Annotated in this window: 17 protein-coding genes; 6 read left to right on the top strand and 11 right to left on the bottom strand. The window is 65.6% G+C overall.

Annotated elements, in window-relative coordinates; genetic code table 11:
• Nucleotides 1-41: 41 nt before the first annotated feature.
• From HKW67_RS20935 to HKW67_RS20950, 4 genes are all read left to right on the top strand, one after another.
• Complete coding sequence (locus HKW67_RS20935; RefSeq protein WP_171227245.1) at nt 42-1223, top strand: PepSY-associated TM helix domain-containing protein; 1182 nt, start codon at nt 42-44, stop codon at nt 1221-1223.
• A gap of 451 nt (nt 1224-1674) precedes the next feature.
• Nucleotides 1675-3228, top strand: coding sequence for an aldehyde dehydrogenase (gene adh / locus HKW67_RS20940; protein ID WP_171227246.1), 1554 nt, complete (start codon nt 1675-1677; stop codon nt 3226-3228).
• 28 nt (nt 3229-3256) lie between these two features.
• Nucleotides 3257-3658, top strand: a complete 402-nt coding sequence (locus tag HKW67_RS20945) for a DUF779 domain-containing protein (protein WP_171227247.1) — start codon at nt 3257-3259, stop codon at nt 3656-3658.
• Nucleotides 3659-3732: 74 nt separating this feature from the next.
• A complete protein-coding gene (locus tag HKW67_RS20950) occupies nt 3733-4602 on the top strand; it encodes a PP2C family protein-serine/threonine phosphatase (protein ID WP_171227248.1) in 870 nt (289 codons plus the stop codon).
• 52 nt (nt 4603-4654) lie between these two features.
• Here the strand turns inward: HKW67_RS20950 and HKW67_RS20955 are convergent, their stop codons facing one another.
• From HKW67_RS20955 to HKW67_RS20990, 8 genes are all read right to left on the bottom strand, one after another.
• Complete coding sequence (locus HKW67_RS20955) at nt 4655-5152, bottom strand: hypothetical protein (protein WP_171227249.1); 498 nt, start codon at nt 5150-5152, stop codon at nt 4655-4657.
• A 43-nt stretch (nt 5153-5195) separates the two neighbouring features.
• The gene (locus HKW67_RS20960) at nt 5196-6824 is read right to left on the bottom strand and encodes an alpha-D-glucose phosphate-specific phosphoglucomutase (RefSeq protein ID WP_171227250.1); all 1629 of its coding nucleotides are present in this window, start codon (nt 6822-6824) and stop codon (nt 5196-5198) included.
• A 36-nt stretch (nt 6825-6860) separates the two neighbouring features.
• Nucleotides 6861-9098, bottom strand: a complete 2238-nt coding sequence (locus HKW67_RS20965) for a xanthine dehydrogenase family protein molybdopterin-binding subunit (RefSeq protein ID WP_171227251.1) — start codon at nt 9096-9098, stop codon at nt 6861-6863.
• 10 nt (nt 9099-9108) lie between these two features.
• Nucleotides 9109-9627, bottom strand: a complete 519-nt coding sequence (locus tag HKW67_RS20970) for a (2Fe-2S)-binding protein (RefSeq protein WP_171227252.1) — start codon at nt 9625-9627, stop codon at nt 9109-9111.
• 87 nt (nt 9628-9714) lie between these two features.
• Nucleotides 9715-10629: a DUF2911 domain-containing protein gene (locus HKW67_RS20975; RefSeq protein ID WP_171227253.1), complete on the bottom strand. Its 915-nt coding sequence runs from the start codon at nt 10627-10629 to the stop codon at nt 9715-9717.
• Nucleotides 10630-10654: 25 nt separating this feature from the next.
• Entirely contained in the window at nt 10655-11143 is a 489-nt protein-coding gene (locus HKW67_RS20980) for a PCYCGC motif-containing (lipo)protein (protein WP_171227254.1), read from the bottom strand.
• A 23-nt stretch (nt 11144-11166) separates the two neighbouring features.
• Nucleotides 11167-12204, bottom strand: coding sequence for a serine/threonine-protein kinase (locus tag HKW67_RS20985; RefSeq protein WP_171227255.1), 1038 nt, complete (start codon nt 12202-12204; stop codon nt 11167-11169).
• Between the two features lie 126 nt (nt 12205-12330).
• A complete protein-coding gene (locus HKW67_RS20990; protein WP_171227256.1) occupies nt 12331-13032 on the bottom strand; it encodes a PEP-CTERM sorting domain-containing protein in 702 nt (233 codons plus the stop codon).
• Between the two features lie 168 nt (nt 13033-13200).
• On the opposite strand from HKW67_RS20990, the gene HKW67_RS20995 reads away from it, so the two are divergent.
• Nucleotides 13201-14256 carry an LLM class flavin-dependent oxidoreductase gene (locus HKW67_RS20995; protein ID WP_171227257.1) on the top strand — a complete coding sequence of 352 codons (1056 nt, stop codon included), beginning with the start codon at nt 13201-13203 and terminating at the stop codon, nt 14254-14256.
• A gap of 17 nt (nt 14257-14273) precedes the next feature.
• Here HKW67_RS20995 and HKW67_RS21000 read toward each other — a convergent pair whose 3' ends face one another.
• The 3 genes from HKW67_RS21000 to HKW67_RS21010 all read right to left on the bottom strand — a co-directional run bounded on the left by HKW67_RS21000 (nt 14274) and on the right by HKW67_RS21010 (nt 17605).
• Nucleotides 14274-14669 carry a hypothetical protein gene (locus tag HKW67_RS21000; RefSeq protein ID WP_171227258.1) on the bottom strand — a complete coding sequence of 132 codons (396 nt, stop codon included), beginning with the start codon at nt 14667-14669 and terminating at the stop codon, nt 14274-14276.
• A 168-nt stretch (nt 14670-14837) separates the two neighbouring features.
• Nucleotides 14838-16259, bottom strand: a complete 1422-nt coding sequence (locus HKW67_RS21005) for a HEAT repeat domain-containing protein (protein WP_171227259.1) — start codon at nt 16257-16259, stop codon at nt 14838-14840.
• Nucleotides 16253-17605, bottom strand: a complete 1353-nt coding sequence (locus tag HKW67_RS21010) for a GAF domain-containing protein (protein ID WP_230981191.1) — start codon at nt 17603-17605, stop codon at nt 16253-16255. Before HKW67_RS21010 ends, HKW67_RS21005 begins: the two co-directional genes overlap by 7 nt.
• Between HKW67_RS21010 and HKW67_RS22485 the strand changes: the two genes are divergently transcribed.
• Nucleotides 17507-17752 carry a hypothetical protein gene (locus HKW67_RS22485; RefSeq protein WP_230981203.1) on the top strand — a complete coding sequence of 82 codons (246 nt, stop codon included), beginning with the start codon at nt 17507-17509 and terminating at the stop codon, nt 17750-17752. The two genes, HKW67_RS21010 and HKW67_RS22485, sit on opposite strands and share 99 nt — an antisense overlap.
• The last annotated feature ends 6 nt before the right edge of the window (nt 17753-17758 follow it).

A 17758-nucleotide genomic window follows, 5' to 3' on the forward strand; every position in this document is an offset into this window, starting at 1 on the left:
TTAACTTCCCTTCATGAGAATCATTCTCAACTAAGAATCCCGTGCGCCTTCTCCGCCGCCTCCTGTTCTGGACCCACCTCGTGATCGGCGTCGCTGCCGGCGCCCTCGTATTCATCATGGCCGTGACCGGTGTGCTGCTCACGTACCAGAAGCAGATGACGGTCTGGGCCGACCTGCGGGGGCTCGACGGCGCACCGCCAGCGGCGGGGCAGTTGGCCTTGCCCGCCGACACACTCCTGTCCCGCGTCGCCGCCTCCCAGCACGCGACCCCCACGGCGATCGTGTGGCGATCGGGTGCGAGCACGCCGGTGGAGCTGCAGTTCGGACGGGAGAAGCGCGTCTTTGCCAACGCCTACACGGCGGAGGTGGTGGGCACGGGATCGGTCGGCATGCGTGGCTTCTTCCGGCAGGTCACCGACTGGCACCGCTGGCTCGCGGCCAAGGGTGAGCGGCGCGATCTCGGGCGCGCCGCGACCGGCGCCGCCAATCTGGCGTTCTTGGCGATCGTGCTGAGCGGCATCTGGCTCTGGTGGCCGCGCAACCTCACCTGGGCGTCGGTGCGCAGCGTGACCTGGTTCCGCCGCGGCCTGTCGGGCAAAGCGCGCGATTTTAACTGGCACAACGTGATCGGCTTCTGGAGCGCGATCCCGCTGGTGATCGTGGTGGCGTCGGGCGTCGTGATCTCCTATCCGTGGGCCAGCGCACTGGTGTTTCGCGTGGCGGGCGAGGCGCCTCCAGGGCGTACCGCCGCCGGTCCGTCGCCCGCCGGCCCGTCGCCCAGCGAGCGCTCCGCCGGCGAAGGACGGTCCGGCGGCCCGTCTGGCGCCCTCCCCGGCTCGCTGCAGCCGCGATTGGCCGTCGCGAAGTCTCAGATGCCCGACTGGCGCACGATCACGCTCACGCTGCCCACCAAGCCCAACGCTGACGCGTCCTTCGCGCTCGACCGCGGCATGGGTGGTGAACCCCACAAGCGCGCCACAGCTGTGATCACCACCGACGGCCATGTCGCAGAACTGCAGTCCTTCGCCACGCAGACCCCCGGCCGACGCCTGCGCTCGATCCTGCGCTTCGCCCACACCGGTGAAGTCCTCGGTGCATTCGGCCAGACCATCGCTGGTCTCATCTCGCTCGGCAGCGCCCTGCTGGTCTTCACCGGCATTGCTCTTTCACTCCGCCGCCTGAGTGCCTGGCTTCGCCGGCGCTCCACCCCCGCTCTGCAGTAGGCCCCAAAGCCCACGGCCCATAGCCTACGGTCCGTAGCCCAAGGCCCACAAACAGCCTGAACACGGAGATCACCGATTGCACCGAAGCCGCCACAGATAAGCAAAAAGCGCTGTTTGATTATCTGTGTAGTCGGTGCAATCGGTGATCTCCGTGTTCAGGCTGTTGCCGTTTCGGTTGCTGTTGCGGTTGCCGCGGCTTTCCGCGCCACCTGTCGCGCGACACGCGACATCCACGATGCGACAACTGTCGCGCGCTGGGACGTCCCGCTGATCTTCGCGGACCGCTCAATGGTCATCTCCGCCCACGACATACCGCAATGCGTTTACCGGTATGCGGTTGCGTAACACCTCCCGAGCGGCAGCATCTGCCGGTCGCGCGCGGCATCCCCTTTGCCTAGCTCGTCCGCGGTAGCAGTCCCATTCGGCATCCACCGGATTCATCGAGGCGAGCATGGCCACGTCAGCTGTACCGAGCAGTACCGCCACTCTTCCGCAGGGCGCGGCGCAGTACGCAATCACGATCCCCATCAAGAGTCGGTACGAGAACTGGATCGACGGCAAGTTCTCCGCGCCCGTCCGTGGCCAGTACTTCAGCAATCCGACGCCGATTACCGGTCAGCACCTGTGCGACGTCGCGCGCTCGACCGCCGAAGACGTTGAACTCGCGCTCGACGCCGCGCACCGCGCGGCGCCGGGGTGGGGACGCACGTCGGCCACACATCGCGCGATTATTCTCAACAAGATCGCCGATCGTCTCGAAGAGAATCTCGAAGCCATCGCCGTGATCGAGACCATCGACAACGGCAAGCCGATCCGCGAAACCAAGGCCGCCGATCTGCCGCTGGCCGTCGATCACTTCCGCTACTTCGCGGGTGTGCTGCGCGCGCAGGAAGGCAGCGCCGGTGAACTCGACGAGGACATGGTGGCGTACCATTTCCACGAGCCCCTCGGTGTCGTCGCGCAGATCATCCCGTGGAACTTCCCGCTGCTGATGGCCGTGTGGAAGCTCGCCCCGGCGCTCGCCGCCGGAAACGCGGTGGTGCTCAAGCCCGCCGAGCAGACGCCCGTGGCCATCATGGCGTTCGTCGAACTCATCGCCGATCTGCTGCCGCCCGGCGTGCTGAACGTGGTGCAGGGCTTCGGCGTCGAAGCCGGCAAGCCGCTCGCGTCGAGCCCGCGCGTGGCGAAGGTCGCCTTCACCGGTGAAACGACCACCGGTCGCCTGATCATGCAGTACGCGTCGGAAAATCTGGTGCCGGTCACGCTCGAACTGGGTGGCAAGTCGCCGAACATTTTCTTCGCCGACGTGATGGAACAGGACGACGCGTTCTTCGACAAGGCGCTCGAAGGCTTTGCGATGTTTGCGCTCAATCAGGGTGAAGTGTGCACCTGCCCGTCGCGCGCCCTGGTGCAGGAGTCGATCTATGACAAGTTCATGGAGCGTGCGATCGATCGCGTGAAGAAGATCAAGATGGGACACCCTCTCGATCCCAGCACGATGATCGGCGCACAGGCCTCGAACGATCAGCTCGAGAAGATTCTGAGCTACTTCGACATCGGCGTGAAGGAAGGCGCCAAGGTGCTCACCGGCGGCAAGCGGGCGCACCATGAGGGTGAACTGGCCGGCGGCTACTACGTCGAGCCCACGATCTTCGAGGGACACAACAAGATGCGCGTGTTCCAGGAAGAAATTTTTGGCCCGGTCGTCTCCGTCACGACGTTCAAGGACATGGACGACGCGCTCGCCATCGCCAATGACACCCTGTACGGACTCGGTGCCGGCGTCTGGTCGCGCGACGTGAACACGCTGTACCGCATGGGTCGCGGCATCAAGGCGGGACGCGTCTGGTCGAACTGCTATCACCACTATCCGGCCGGCGCGGCGTTCGGGGGGTACAAGCAGAGCGGCATCGGACGTGAGAATCACAAGATGATGTTGAACCACTACCAGCAAACCAAGAACCTGCTCGTGAGCTACAGCCCGAACGCGCTCGGTTTCTTCTGACCCCGGGCCGAGACACGTGGGTAACCCGATGATGGAATCACCAGTGCCACGGGTGGGTGTCACCCCGGCTGCCGCAGCCCTGCTGCACAAGCTGCAAGCCCAGCACGGACCGCTGCTGTTCCATCAGTCGGGCGGCTGCTGCGACGGCAGCACGCCCATGTGTTTTCCGCGCAAGGAGTTCCGCATTGGTCAACGGGATGTCTACCTGGGGACCATTGCGGACACTCCGTTTTACATCGGCGACCAGCAGTTCGAGTACTGGAAGCACACGCATCTGACCATCGATGTCGTGCCCGGCCGTGGTGCCGGCTTCTCGGTGGAAACGCCGGAAGGGATGCGTTTCCTCACACGCTCGCGCCTCTTCGAGGATGCCGAGTGGGCGGCACTCGAGGCCGCCGGTCCACCGTTGCGAGGCGAACAGTCTGGCTGAGTCCGGGCCAGACACCCAAACATGGACGAGTCTGGCGGTTGCCGCCGACAGCCTCGTTGTGCGATAGTCAGGCCATGACGTCACCGCTATCAGAGATTGCCGGGCTCCCTCGTCCGAAGGACGATGAACTCGATCTCTTCGGGATCACGCATCAGGGGCGTGTCCGCACCAGCAATCAGGATCATTTCCTGCTCTGCACTGTGCACCCGCAGGTGGTCGTGCGTTCGACCAGTCTTCCCACGATCGACGAGATTACGCTCCGCGGAGAGCGACTCGCCACGATCATGCTGGTCGCCGACGGTGTGGGTGGCAGCGTGGACGGTAGCGAAGCCAGTCGCCTCGCCACCATCGCCGTGACCGAGTACTTCGCCTCGGCGATGCGCTGCTACCACACGGTCGGCTCGGCCAGTGAGCACGAGTTCACAGAGGCGCTACGCGAGGCCGCCATCGAGGCCCACAACCGCGTCCGAACGCAGGCTGAGGCGCAGTTCGAAGGGCGCCGTATGGCCAGCACGCTTTCCGTCGCGATCGTGGTGTGGCCGTGGCTCTACGTGGTGCAGGTGGGCGATAGCCGCTGCTACACCTACCACGACGGCGTGCTGCGTCAGGTCACGCGCGATCAGACCATCGCGCAGGAGATGGTCGACCGCGGCGCGCTGTCACCCGAGCGCGCCCAGAACTCGCCGCTCAATCACGTGCTCTCGAGCGCGATCGGCGCCGAGGAAGCGCTGCCGGTGATTTCGCGCGTTGACGTGGGCAAGCGCGGTACGGTCACGCTGGTGTGCTCGGACGGTCTCACGAAGCACGTCTCTGACGACGAAATCGGTGCCGCCATCGGGCGGATGACGTCGGCCGAGCAGCTGTGTCACGAGCTGCTCGACCTCACGCTCGAACGTGGTGGGAGCGATAACGTCACGATCGTGGTGGGTCGCGCACTGCCGTAGCACCCGCTGGTGCGTCCGCGAATGGCACCGCCTCCCGCCATTCTGCCGGCGACTACTCTGCGGCGATGGGCTGCACGGTCACTTTGCCCGTGGAGCGAGACGTTCTCACGGATTGCGTTTCCCGACCCAACGGCCCGCCGCACGTGAAATGCGGCGCTGTCGGCTGACAGGCGAATGGGTCGTACTCGTGGCGCGCCGTGGTGGGCACATCAAACGAAATGGTGGCTTGCGGCGCGATGGAACGGTTGGCGACCGCGAGTCGTAACTGCACCGTCCCACAGCTGAGCTGTAGATTGCGGTCGTTCACCCACCGCTGACTCTCGCATCGGAACGCACCGGCCGGTGTGCTGCGGAGTACGACGAAGGTGCGGCCGGTGGAGTCGAAGCGGATCGCGCCGTCAATGCGCCGTCCGGCCAGGCTTCCTGTGAGGCTATAGTCGCCGGCCAGCGACTCAGTTGGCGCGGCCGCCACCTGGGGGCCGCGGTTGCCGGCGCATCCGGCCAATGTCGTGGCCAGCAGGACCATGGTGGTTTTCACGACAGCATTCATTGGGCGCTCCGCGTAGGATCGAAAAAGCATCGACGCTGGAAACTTACGTGATGACCGTCGGTTCGCGACGGCCCGTTCGGCCTACCAGATCGCTCATCGATAGGGCGGTCGTCACCAGCTCGGCGAGTGCCACCGAGGTGTCCATGCCAAGCCGCGTGGCGTCCGTTTCGCGCGATTCGATGTACAGGCGAATCGTGGCGCCTTCCGTACCGGTGCCCGAGAGCCGGAACACGATGCGGGCGTCATCGTCGAAAAGCACGCGGATGCCTTGGTTCTCACTCACGCTGCCGTCGACGGGATCCGTGTAGCTGAAATCATCCGCGCTGCGCACGCGACGTGAGGCGACCACCGTGCCCGGCAGCGTGGCGAACTGCGCGCGCAGATGCGCCATGACATCATTGGCGGCCTCGGTGGGCACGCCTTCGTAGTCGTAGCGCGTGTAATAGTTGCGACCGAAGCGCGCCCAGTGCTCGCGCACGATCGCTTCCACCGTCTGGCCGCGCTCCGCCACGATGTTGAGCCAGAAGAGCACGGCCCAGAGTCCGTCTTTCTCGCGCACGTGATCGGAGCCGGTGCCGAAGCTCTCTTCGCCGCAGAGCGTAATGCGACCCGCGTCGAGCAGATTCCCGAAGAACTTCCAGCCGGTCGGTGTCTCGAAGCAGGGAATGCCCAGCGACTCCGCCACCGCGTCCACCGCGGCACTAGTCGGCATGGACCGCGCCACGCCAGCGAGACCGCGCGCGTAGCCCGGTACCAGCGTGGCATTCGCCGCCAACACCGCCAGCGAGTCCGAAGGCGTCACGAAGAATCGCTGCCCCAGAATCATGTTGCGATCGCCGTCGCCATCGGACGCTGCCCCGAAATCTGGCGCGTCGCTACCGAACAGTTCTTCGACCAGGTCGTGCGCGTACGTGAGATTCGGATCGGGATGACCGCCGCCGAAATCGGGAAGCGGCACGCGATTGATCACCGTGCCAGACAGCGCCCCGAGCCGCCGCTCGAGAATCTCCACGGCGTACGGCCCCGTGATCGCGTGCATGGCATCGAAGCGCATGCGGAAGCCGCTCGCAAACAGCCCGCTGATCGCGTCGAAGTCGAACAGCGATTCCATCAACGCTGCGTACGCCGAAACCGGATCGACGACCTCGAGTCGCAACGGCCCGATCTGCTGCGTGCCGAGATCGTCGAGGTTGAAGGGCGGCAGATCGGCAATGGTGTACTGTTGTATCACACGCGCGCGCTCGGCTACCTCGTTGGTAAATGACTCCGGGGCCGGCCCACCGTTGCCGGTGTTGTACTTGATGCCGAAGTCCCCATTGGGGCCGCCCGGATTGTGACTGGCGGAGAGAATGATGCCGCCGTGCGCTCCCGACCGAATGAGGTGCGAAGCCGCCGGCGTGGAGAGCAGCCCGGCGCGCCCCACGATCACATGCGTGATGCCGTTGCCGGCCGCCATGCGGATGATCGTTTCGGTGGCTTCGCGGTTGTGGAAGCGTCCATCGCCACCGACCACCAGTGTGGCGTCGGGCGGAAGCGAGGCGACATCGAGCAGCGCCTGCACGAAGTTCTCGAGATAGTGCGTCTGCTGGAAGACCGTGGTCCGCTTCCGTAAACCGGACGTCCCCGGTCGCTGGTCGGCGAACGGGGACGTGGTGATCGAATGAACAGTCATCGAATCAGTAGGGATCAAGAAACCATCAAGAAACCATCAGGTCCACTTGAGGTCGACCTTGGAGAGCGGGATCTGACGTACGCGCTTGCCGGTGGCAGCGTAGATCGCGTTGATCATCGCCGGCACGACGGGCGGCAATGCAGGCTCACCGATACCAGTCGGCGAGAACGCCGTCTTCACGAAATGCACTTCGATCGGCGGCGCCTGCCGGATACGCAGCAACGGATAGTTGTTGAAGTTCGACTGATCCGCCTTGCCCGCCGTGAAGGTGATTTCCTGGCCGTAGGCCTGGCTCATGCCGTCCATCGCGGCGCCCTGCACCTGCTGCTCGGCGTGGTTGGGATTGATGATATCGCTGCCGACATCACCGACCGCCCACACCTTATCGACCTTCACATCACCCGCCTTGCTCACCGTGACTTGCACGACTTCGGCGAAGTATCCGCGATGGCTGAAGTAGAAGGCACATCCCATGCCCGTGCCCTTCGGCAGCGTGGTCTTGCCCCAGCCAGACACCTCGCGCGCCTTCTCGAGAATGCCGATCACGCGCTGCGCATCCATCTGTCCGGCCTGCTGCTGCGGTGTGAGCGGCGTGGTCGGCGCAATCTCCGCTTTGAGCGTGTCGATGCGGAACTGCAGCGGATCCTTTCCGGCAGCCACCGCGCACTCGTCGATGAAGCCTTGGAACGCGAACGACAGCGCATTGGATCGCGGCGCACGCAACGCGCCCGTGGGCACGCCCAACGGCATCACCGACACGTCCATCTTGAGATTCGGCACGAAGCGCGCCGGATACTCGGTGGGGCCGATGTCGGCGCTCGGCGCGAAGCGCTCGCCTTCGCCGTACGTCGCGAAGTGATTGCGGAAGGCGATCAGCTTGCCGTTGGCGTCGAGTCCACCGGTGAACGAGTGGAATCCGCCCGGACGGAACATGTCGTGCTGCATGTCGTCTTCGCGCGTCCAGAGCAGCTTCACGGGCACCTTGGCTTCGCGCGCGATCCACGCCGCTTCCACGAGCGGATCGTTGTACAAGCGACGACCGAAGCCGCCGCCGGCGCGCACCATGTGCATGGTGACCTGGTCTTCCTTGATGCCGAGCGTGGTGGCCACGAGCGCGCGTCCGCCTTGCGGTGTTTGCGACGTGGTCCAGAGTTCGCACTTGTCGGCCGTGACGTGCGCCGTGCAGTTCTGCGGCTCGAGCGGCGCGTGGGCGATGAACGGATAGCTGTACTCGCCTTTCACCACTTTCGCGGCGCCCTTGATGGCCGTGTCGAAATCGCCGTCGTTGCGGATCGTGCGCTGCGGCGGGCTGGCGAAGAACTCGGCGGCCTTGGCCGCGAATGCGGCACTGGACTGCTGCGCCGTGGGGTGAGCCGCCCACTCGACGACGAGCTTCTTGCGCGCCTGCTGCACCATCCACCAGTTCTTGCCGATGATGGCGACGCCGGGCATGAGTCCCTGCAGGTTCGTCGTGCCTTCGACCACGAACGCGTGCGTCACACCCGGCATCGCTTTGATGGCCTCGATGTTCGCGCTCGCCACCTTGGCGGCGAACACGGGGCTTTTCACGAATGTGGCGTAGTGCATGTTCGGCACGGTGACATCGATGCCGAACATCGGCTTGCCCATCAGAATGTCGCGCAGGCCGACGGTTTTCTTGCGGGTGCCGATGATCGTGAACTTCTTCGGGTCCTTGAGCGGCACGGTGGCGAGGTCGGGCGGCTTCACCGACACCGCCGCGCTGGCCAGTGAACCGTAGGTGGCCGATCGTTTCGAGGCGCGGTGATGCACGACGCCCTTCTCGGTTTCCAGTTCAGCGGCGGGCACGTTCCACTGCGTCGCGGCGGCCGACACCAGCATGGCGCGTGCGGCGGCACCAACCCGGCGCTGCGGCAGCCAGTTGGTGGGCGTGGCGGTGCTGCCGCCGGCGACCTGCGCCTGATACTTGGCCGGGTCGAAGTCGGCCTGCTCCACGCGCACGTTCGCCCAGTCCACGTCGAGCTCCTCGGCGATCAGCATGGGCAGCATCGTCTTGATGCCCTGGCCGATTTCGGGATTCTTGGCGGTTATGGTGACGATGCCGTCGGGCGTGATGCGCACGAACGCGCTGAGCATCGGGTCGGCGGCGGGAGGGAGCGCGCCGTTCATCCCGAGTCGTTCGATCGCCTCGAGCGGTTCGGCGTAGCTGGCGAGCAGAATGCCGCCGCCGGCGAGGGCGGTGGCGCGCAGGAAGTCGCGACGGTTCACGCCCGGCTTGTCGGATTGGGTCGTCATCGTCGTGGCCTCAGCGGTTGTCAGGGGAGCCGTTCTTCGACGGCGTCGATCCACCCACGGCCGGCGCGGCGCCCGACTTGATCTCCGCCGCGCGGTGCACGGCGTTGCGAATGCGAATGTACGTCGCGCATCGGCAGAGATTCGTGTTCAACGCGGTGTCGATCTCGGCGTCGGTGGGCTTCGGCGTCTTGGCCAGCAGTGCTGCCGCACCCATCATCTGGCCGGCCTGACAGTAGCCGCACTGCGGCACGTCGAGCTCTTCCCACGCCTGTTGTACCGCATGCAGGCCATCGGGCGAGAGCCCTTCGATGGTCGTGATGTCGGCGGTGGCCACGCGGGACACCGGCGTGTTGCACGAGCGCGTGGCGACACCGTTCACATGGACGGTGCAGGCGCCGCAGCGGGCGATGCCGCATCCGAACTTGGTGCCTTTGAGATCGAGTTCGTCACGGAGTGCCCACAACAGGGGCATGTCGGCTGGCACGTCGAGCGTGCGCGGCGTGCCGTTGACCTTGAGCGTAATCGGCATGAGACCAGGCGGGACAGGGGCGGGGGCGGACTGTCGGGCGACAATCCAACCCCTGAATCTCGTGCCGCGCGGTCGGGGCGTCCAGAGCTACGGCAGCTTCTTTCCCGTGAAGTACAGCTCGTCGTCCTCACCCCGGCACTCGAACGTCAGCACGCCCCCCACGACCTTGAACGTGAACATCATGTCGGGCTTGAGCACCTCGTAGATCTCGCCGCCGGCGTACACCTCGGCGCTCTCGTATAGGCCGACGGTGAAGACCTGCGGCCCGGTCCGCATGAGCGCGAAGGTTTGCAGGTAGTCGTCTTTGGGGTCGAAGCGCGCCTTGAGACCGCCTCGGGCGTAGGTCACGATCATCTTCGCGTCGACCTTTCCCGTCTTGCCGTTCGTCAGCTCGAAGGTGCCGAGATAGGGACGCGCCTCCGCCTCGGGCAGCAGCTCCGAGATCGACGGTTCGACGGCGAAATCGGTGGTCACGCGCATGTTCGCCCAGTGCATCGCCAGCGTTCCGCCGCGCACGGTGATCGCCGGGAACGACCAGGTCAGCGCCTCCTCGCGGGCGGCATTGGAGTCGGCGCGCACGGCCACCCGGATCTGCGTGTCGTTCGGCTTGGGATGATCGGTGTGGTACTGCTTCCACTTGGGGTCCAGCAGCATGGTCCAGTTGGCGCTCCGGTCGACGATCATCCAGATGCCGTACTTGCCCTTGGGGACCTTCGTGCCCGCGATCGTGAGGTCCTTGTTCACCTCGAGCAGGGTGGCCCAGTTGGCGCCAGGCGTCCACACTTCGCCCCACTGCACCCTCTTGGTGCCGAAGATCGGATACCGACCGCGCATGCGCGGCCGGGAATAGGTCACCCGCACCGTGGTACCGTCCACCGTTTGTGCGATGCTCTGCAACTCGCTCGCCTTGATCTGCCCCTGCGCCCGGGTGGGCGAGATGACCGACGACAGCGCAGCCAACAGGAGTACGCGCGTGACCAGACGAGCCGGGAATTGCGACATGGTGGCGGGGATAAGGGGAATCCGATCAGCCAAACTGCGCATCGATGGCCGTGCGGATGTCATTCAGTGATTTCCCGGCTTTGGCGAGGCGCACCGCAACGCGGCCCTCTCCCTGGCAGATCGGGCAAGACTTGGCCATCGCTTCGCCCTCGTAGCAACTCAGCAGCGAATAGTGGCCACTCAATTCGGCGCACCCGCAGTGACAGCCGATACCATCGGCGATTTGCGGAATCGCCCGAATTCCATCAAAGAGTTCGACCAGATGAGGCGATCTCGTGAGATCCGCCGCCGTCAGGACCTTCGCGCCGGTGATTCCAGCGCGCGGCGTCGGATGCGAGAACCGACGCGCATCGAACGCCGACGCGCGGCTGGGAAGCAGGACAATCCCCAGACCGGCGGACAGAAGCGCAGCCAGCGCCGCGCGACGCGTGGGGTGAGTGGATGGATCAGCGTGTTCCACAAGTGCCTCTGAAGGGGCGAACCAAGCCAATGTACCCTCGGGCACGATCGGCACAAGTCAGCGTGGGGGCAACGCGACTATCGGAGCATCATCCAGACGGCAGCGGCCGCCGCCACCGCGACCACGATGCCAGTGATCACCGTTCGCGACGCGACTGCCACGGACTCCCGTGATGGCGCAACCGGCTCAGCGCCCGCGGGCGCGGGGGCCGTCACCTCAGTGCCACTCGCGCCCTCGATGGCGCGGATGATCCACGCGGCCGACGCCGGACGCTCGGCCGGGTTTTTCGCCAGGCATCGCATGACCATATCGGCGATCGGCTGCGGCAGCTCGGGGCGCTGCTGCCGTATCGGCACCGGCGCCTCGGCGAGCTGGGCGGCCAGCGTGGCGCGCAACGAGCTTCGTGCGAACGGCGGTGCGCCGGTGAGCAGTTCATACGCGACGCAGCCGAAGGCGTACAGATCGGCCCGATGATCGACCACGTGCGCCGCGCCGATCTGCTCGGGCGACATGTAGTCGGGTGTGCCCAGGACGGTGCTCACCGTGGTCACGCGACGCCCGGTGCGAAGCGCCGCGTCACTGGCATCGTCGAGCGCCTTGGCGACGCCGAAGTCGGAGATCATCGCGATGCCATCGTTGAGGAGCACATTCTCCGGTTTGATGTCGCGGTGCACGACGCCTCGCGCATGGGCATACGCGAGAGCGAGCGCCATCTCCCGCAGCAGGCGAATGGCTTCCGCGTACGGCGGCGCCCCCCGTCGCACGAGCAACTCGCGGAGCGTCTGCCCCTCGATGTACGGCATGCTGTACCAGCGCACCTGGTCCGATTCGCCATCGGCGGCGCTGAGGGCTGCACTGAGCAGCGGCACGAGGTGCGGGTGCTGCAGCTTGGCGGCGAACTGAATTTCACGACGGAAGCGTTCGGCGTCGACGTCGGCCGTGAACTCGGGTGGCAACACCTTCAACACCACCGAGCGATCGAGCGACACCTCGGTCGCGAGAAACACGTGTGACGAACCCGCGCCACCAAGCTCGCGCTCGATGACGTACGTGCCCTCGAGCTGTCGCTGAAGCCGGGTGCGCAAAGCGCCGGCATCGATAGGGGCGGTGGACATCCTTGCGAAAGGTACGCGGGCCAAGGGACGCCGCAATCAGGAGCTTCCGTGACCCATGTCACGAAGGGCAGCAAGACTTTCGTCTGCTGCCCTTCGTGTACGACTCAAACGACGCGTGATCGAACGTTACGACGTGCGACGCTTGCGCTTCAGCATACCAAGCGCAACCAGCCCGCTTGCCATCAGCAGATACGTAGACGGCTCCGGTACCACCGATGTCGTACCACCGCCCGCGTCGGTTCCGACCGAAAACGATTCCTGTCCACCAGTAACATTGGTCAGCGAAGCGCCGACGCCGATGGTGGCGCCCGGATTCGCCATCAACGCGGCCTGGAAGAGTGCCTGATCAGTGGTCGACAAGCCGAACAAGAATCCATAGTTGCCCGTACCGGGCAAGGTGTTGTTCAGCGTCAGCGGCGAGGTGAACGCCACGCTGCTGAATACCTGCGTGTTACCGCTGTACAAACGCACGACCGCGTTGTTAACGGTGATCGAGTTGTCGCCGGTGGGTTCCGCCGCGTTCAAGAACAGTCGGAAGTTGCTGCCGGTAAGACCCGGAAACGCCGAGACCAGACGCAGCTGTGACTGTCCCGATTGCACGTTCGCATCGGTAAAGCCGCAGTTCACGCCCGTGGGCCCAATGCAGCCCGATTCGGCGGTGGTGCTGCCGGGGCTCTGCAGGGTGAGCACCGTGGCGACGGCACCAAGTCCACCACCGCTGAGGCCTGTCGCTGACTGTCCGAGCAGCGTGAGCTGCGCGTGCGCTTGCGCCGGTACCGCGGCGAACATCGCCGCCGCAATCCAGCCCAGCTTGTGAAATTTCTTCATGAAGCACCCTCGAGTTCGAGTAAACACAACAGCTCGTGCGCCCGATGTGGTTCATCGCGTTCGCACTACGCGCGTGTAACGCAAAACGAGGCCCACGATTCGTCCCGCTGTGATATTCTTTGCAACAATCTCGCTAGCAGTTCGCCTGCAGATGAGCGAGAGTTCGATATGGAACTTGGCATTTACACCTTTGGCGAAACGGATCCGCGCTCGACGCACAACGCGACCGTCGCCGCGCGTCGTATGCAGGAGCTCGTCGAAGAGATCGTGCTCGCTGATCAGGTTGGCCTTGATGTGTTCGGTGTCGGTGAACACCATCGTCCTGACTATGTCGTGTCGAGCCCGGCGGTTGTGTTGGCCGCAGCGGCGTCGCGTACACAACGCATTCGATTAACGAGCGCGGTCACGGTGCTGAGCTCGGATGATCCGGTGCGCGTGTTTCAGGACTTCGCCACTCTCGACCTGATCTCGAATGGTCGCGCGGAGATCACCGCCGGACGCGGCAGTTTCATCGAGTCGTATCCGCTCTTCGGTCAGAATCTCGACGACTACGACGAGCTCTTCACGGAGAAGCTCGCGCTGCTACTCAAGCTGCGTGAGCAGGAGCGCGTGACATGGTCGGGTGCGCTGCGGGCGTCGATCGATGATCGTGGCGTGTATCCGAGGCCACTGCAGTCGCCGCTGCCGGTATGGATCGCGGTCGGTGGTACGCCGGCATCGGTGGTGCGGGCCGGCACGCTCGGACTGCCACTCGCGGTCGCCATCATCGGGGGCGCGCCGGAGCGCTTCGTGCCACTGGTTGCGCTGTACCGCGAATCAGCCGAGCGCGCTGGACATGACCCTTCCACGTTACCGGTCAGCATCAACTCGCACGGATTCATCGCGGACAGCGACGCCCGCGCGGTCGCGGTGTCGTTCCCGCCGTATATCGAGGCGATGGGACGCATTGGGCGCGAGCGTGGGTGGCCGATGCCGACTCAGCGGCAGTTCGACGTGGAGCGCTCGCCGCGCGGCGCGCTGCTGGTGGGGGCACCGGAGCAGGTGATCGACAAGATTCTGTTCGAGCACGAGCTCTTCGGACACAACCGCATGCTGATTCAGTTCAGCGTAGGACCGATGGCCCACGCCGATATCATGCGGAGTATCGAGCTATTCGGGACAGTGGTGGCGCCTGCGGTGCGCAAGGCGCTGGGAGTGGCCACCCCGGCGATGCCGCCGGGGTGATCTGCACTCAGGCCGAATCAGGCCGCGGGTGCGTCGTCGTCGTCACCCGGAAGCTCGGCAATCTCTTCCTCGATCTCGGCCACGACTTCTTCAGTCTCGGCGTCCATCTCGATCACGTCTGACCCTTCGTCGCTCGTGGCCGCTGCAGCCTGCGGCGCCGGGCGGCTCCACTTCTTCACCACCGGGGCGGCGCGACGCTCGAGCAGATTGTCGTAGTAGGCCACCATCCGCTGCTGCACGACTTCGAGCGTGTCATCGGGGTCCGCGCGGAACGGCGCATGACGCTGATGCTGCTCGGTCGAGACCTCGAACCACCACCACGGATCCGGTCCCGTTACGCGCGACGCGGCGACACGACACTGGAACGTCCGACCTCGGTCAACGAAGGAAAATTCCTGCAGTACATCCGACATGGGCAAAACCTTCGCTGATGGGCGTCAAAAAAGCTTCTTCCGAAACGTAACCGATCCCCCGCGCCGGAGGTACCCGCGGGGAAATCGGTCGGAAGCAGACCCGGCCCCTCCTCGACATCAACGGCATCCGAGGGGAATCGGCACACCGCCCGTGCGTCGGCCGTTGACTCAGGTGACCGGGAGTGACGGTTCCGCGCGCGCGCGAAGGCGAGCAACCCGTGCCCGCACACCCGCATCGTCGTGGCTATCGAGGAACCTCAGGAAGTTCGTCACGGAACTCGCGCGGTGACCCACCATCACCTCAATGGCGGCGAGCGCGGCGCTGACAGCGCCGCCGCGTGCGAGCACCCTGGCACAGAACCGCGACAATGCGTACATGGTCTCGTGGTCCGTGCACCCCGAGAGTGCGGAGATCAAGTCCAACTGGACGACTTCACGATCTTCCCGCTCGAGCGCTGCGGTCAGTAGCGTCGACGGAAGTGACGCTTTCATGGCATCGAGCGACTGGAGCGCGGCATGTCGCACGTCGGAGCTGCCGTCGTTCATGGCCAGCAGTAACGCCTGTCCCGCGAGCGGTGTCCCGAGCTGGCCGAGCGCTTGGACGACGGCGACTCGCACGCGAGTGTCGGGATGTCGTAGCGTCTGCACCAGCGCGTGATCGGTATCGGTCCCGGGCAATGCCCCCAGCAGCGCGGCGGCGTTGCGCACCACGTACCAGCTCGAATGGTGCAGGCTGCTGATGAACAGCGGCGACGAATGGCCGATCGCGACGATGGCATCGAACACCATGCGCCGTTCACCGGCGGTCGGTGCCGCCGAGAGTTGCGCGAAGAGTGCGGTCGCGGCGCGGTCGCCAGAGCGCACAAAGACGGCACGCAGCGGGTTGTCTGGCGTACGCACCGGCTCGCCCATCGGGATCAATCGGCCCAGCAGACGCAGCACCGCCGGAGTCGCCAACTCGTCGAACCGGGCCGCCGCTTCCGCGCGCGTGGGTTCCGGCGCGTCCTGTTCAGCCTGAAGTACCGCCCGCATGATCGCCAGCGCGGCTTCGGGATGATCACCGTCGACGGCGTCCGCGAGGCGACGAGACCACTGGGTGGCGAGCGTGTGGTCGTCACGCTCAGCGGCCACGCCTGCGGATTGATCAAACTGCAACGTGATCCGCCACACGCCGAGCCGCTGCCAGAGCTCGACGAACGACGGTCCATTCGCCCGTGCAGAACCGTTGAGAAGGGCCGCGAGCTGCAGCAGGTCGCGCTCCGCGACATGACGATCGATCGCCACTTCGCAGACGCTATGCTCGCACAGCATCCGATGGAGGGATGCCACGGTCTCGGGGGCCGCCGGCGTGTCGTTCACCGTCAACGTCGCAGCGTCGCGGACCACCAGGATGTCGCCGCCCGCCGCCAACTGCTGTGCCCGAGCTACGGCTCGCGCGATCTCCGACGTCGGCGCCCCACCCGCCAGAAGGTCGAGCAACTGCGACAGCGTTTCGCAGCACGGCATGCTCAACTTGGGTTCGAGACGCCATCCCGGTCGGCGCATCATCGCACCGGCGCGCGACTCCGCGTCGATGGACGTCGTTAGCACGTCGCGGATCCGCTGGAAATATCCACACGTCGCGCGCGTACGACGCAGTCGAGGAGGGTCGGTGGCGACACCGGTTTCGATACGACGCTCACGTAGGCGTCACTCGACGATGTGGCGGTGCCCGTCGATGCCGGCTCGCCGCCGAGCCGGATGACCGGCAGATCGGGGTTGTCGAACCGGAGCAGCATGCCGATCATCTCACCGTCGACATGCTGCACCGCACTGTCACAGATGATCATGTCGAGTGGCGTCCCGGCTTCGCGCAAGCTCGCGGCAAGTACGAGAGCCTCGTCGGCGGCGACGGCCGTGTGCACCGTGCATCCGCCATCCTGCAGTGCGGTCCGCGCCCAATCGAGCACGCTCGGGTAGTCGTCGAGCAGCAGCACGCGGGGGCCAGCACTGCTGGCGACGAGTGACAGGCGCGACGGGGTCAGGCAATGCCACGCTGACGCATCTCGCCCGGCGTCGGCGGTGCGCAGCAGCGCGCCAAGCGCCTCCGTGGAGTGCGCCGGGACGTGCACCGATCCGACGCGCACCGAGAACGCGCTCCGAGAGCCGATGGGCGCGCGCAGGGCGGCTAGCAGGCGCTCTTCGAATGACGCAGGCATCGGCGCCGCCATCGACGAGTCGGCGTGTCCACTCGCGGCGTCGGGGCGAAACATGGCCAGCACTGAAGGCGCCACCCGCGCGCAGACCGCGTTGGCGCCGCCGACCTGCACCAGCGCGGCGGCGACGATCATCCGCGCGAGATCGTCGCCGTCAATGGCGATCGTATGCAGCGTGCCGGCGGTCTGCACCCCGCGGAGCGCCCGCTCACCACCGGTGCGGCTCAGCAATCCGGTCATGGGGTCGATCGTGGTAAGGCGCTCGTGTTCCTTCCAAAGGCGCTCCTGTTCGAGGCGCATCACGTCATGTGCGTCCGAGACGTCGCGCAGGGCGGCCCGCAGTTGCAGCTGGGCGACGGCCGCCGCCGCGAGGTCCTGCAGTGTCTCGAGGTCGTCGCTCGACCAGAGGCGTGACTGCGTGTCGATCGCGCAGAGCGCGCCAAGCGTTTCCCCGTCGCGTGTGGTCAACGGGACGCCGGCGTAGGCGACCACCCCCAGGCCCGCAATGGCGAGGTTGTCCTGCAGCCGCTGATCCAGCCGCGCGTCCTCGATAACGAGGGGGGCGTCGTCCACGACGACATGCTGGCAAAACGAGTGTGACAACGGGGTTCCGCGCGCTGTACGAGCCCATCCGCCCAGTCCGTGAAGCCCGGCGAAGGACTGCCCTCGATCATCGACAAGGGAGACGGCAGCGACCGGAACATTCAGGATCCGCGAGACGACCCGGGTGAGGCGATCCAGGACGTCGTCCTTGCCGCCGTTGAGCAGCCCCGTGGCTCTGAGCACCTCGAGTCTGGACCGATCGCGCAAGACGCGATGCGCAGCGGGATCGGGCACGGTCCGCCAAGTCGGCGGGGCGGGAATATCCGTCATCAACGTCGTACCTGACTGCGG

This window comes from Gemmatimonas groenlandica, assembly GCF_013004105.1.
In the GTDB taxonomy this organism is placed as follows: Bacteria; Gemmatimonadota; Gemmatimonadetes; order Gemmatimonadales; family Gemmatimonadaceae; genus Gemmatimonas; species Gemmatimonas groenlandica.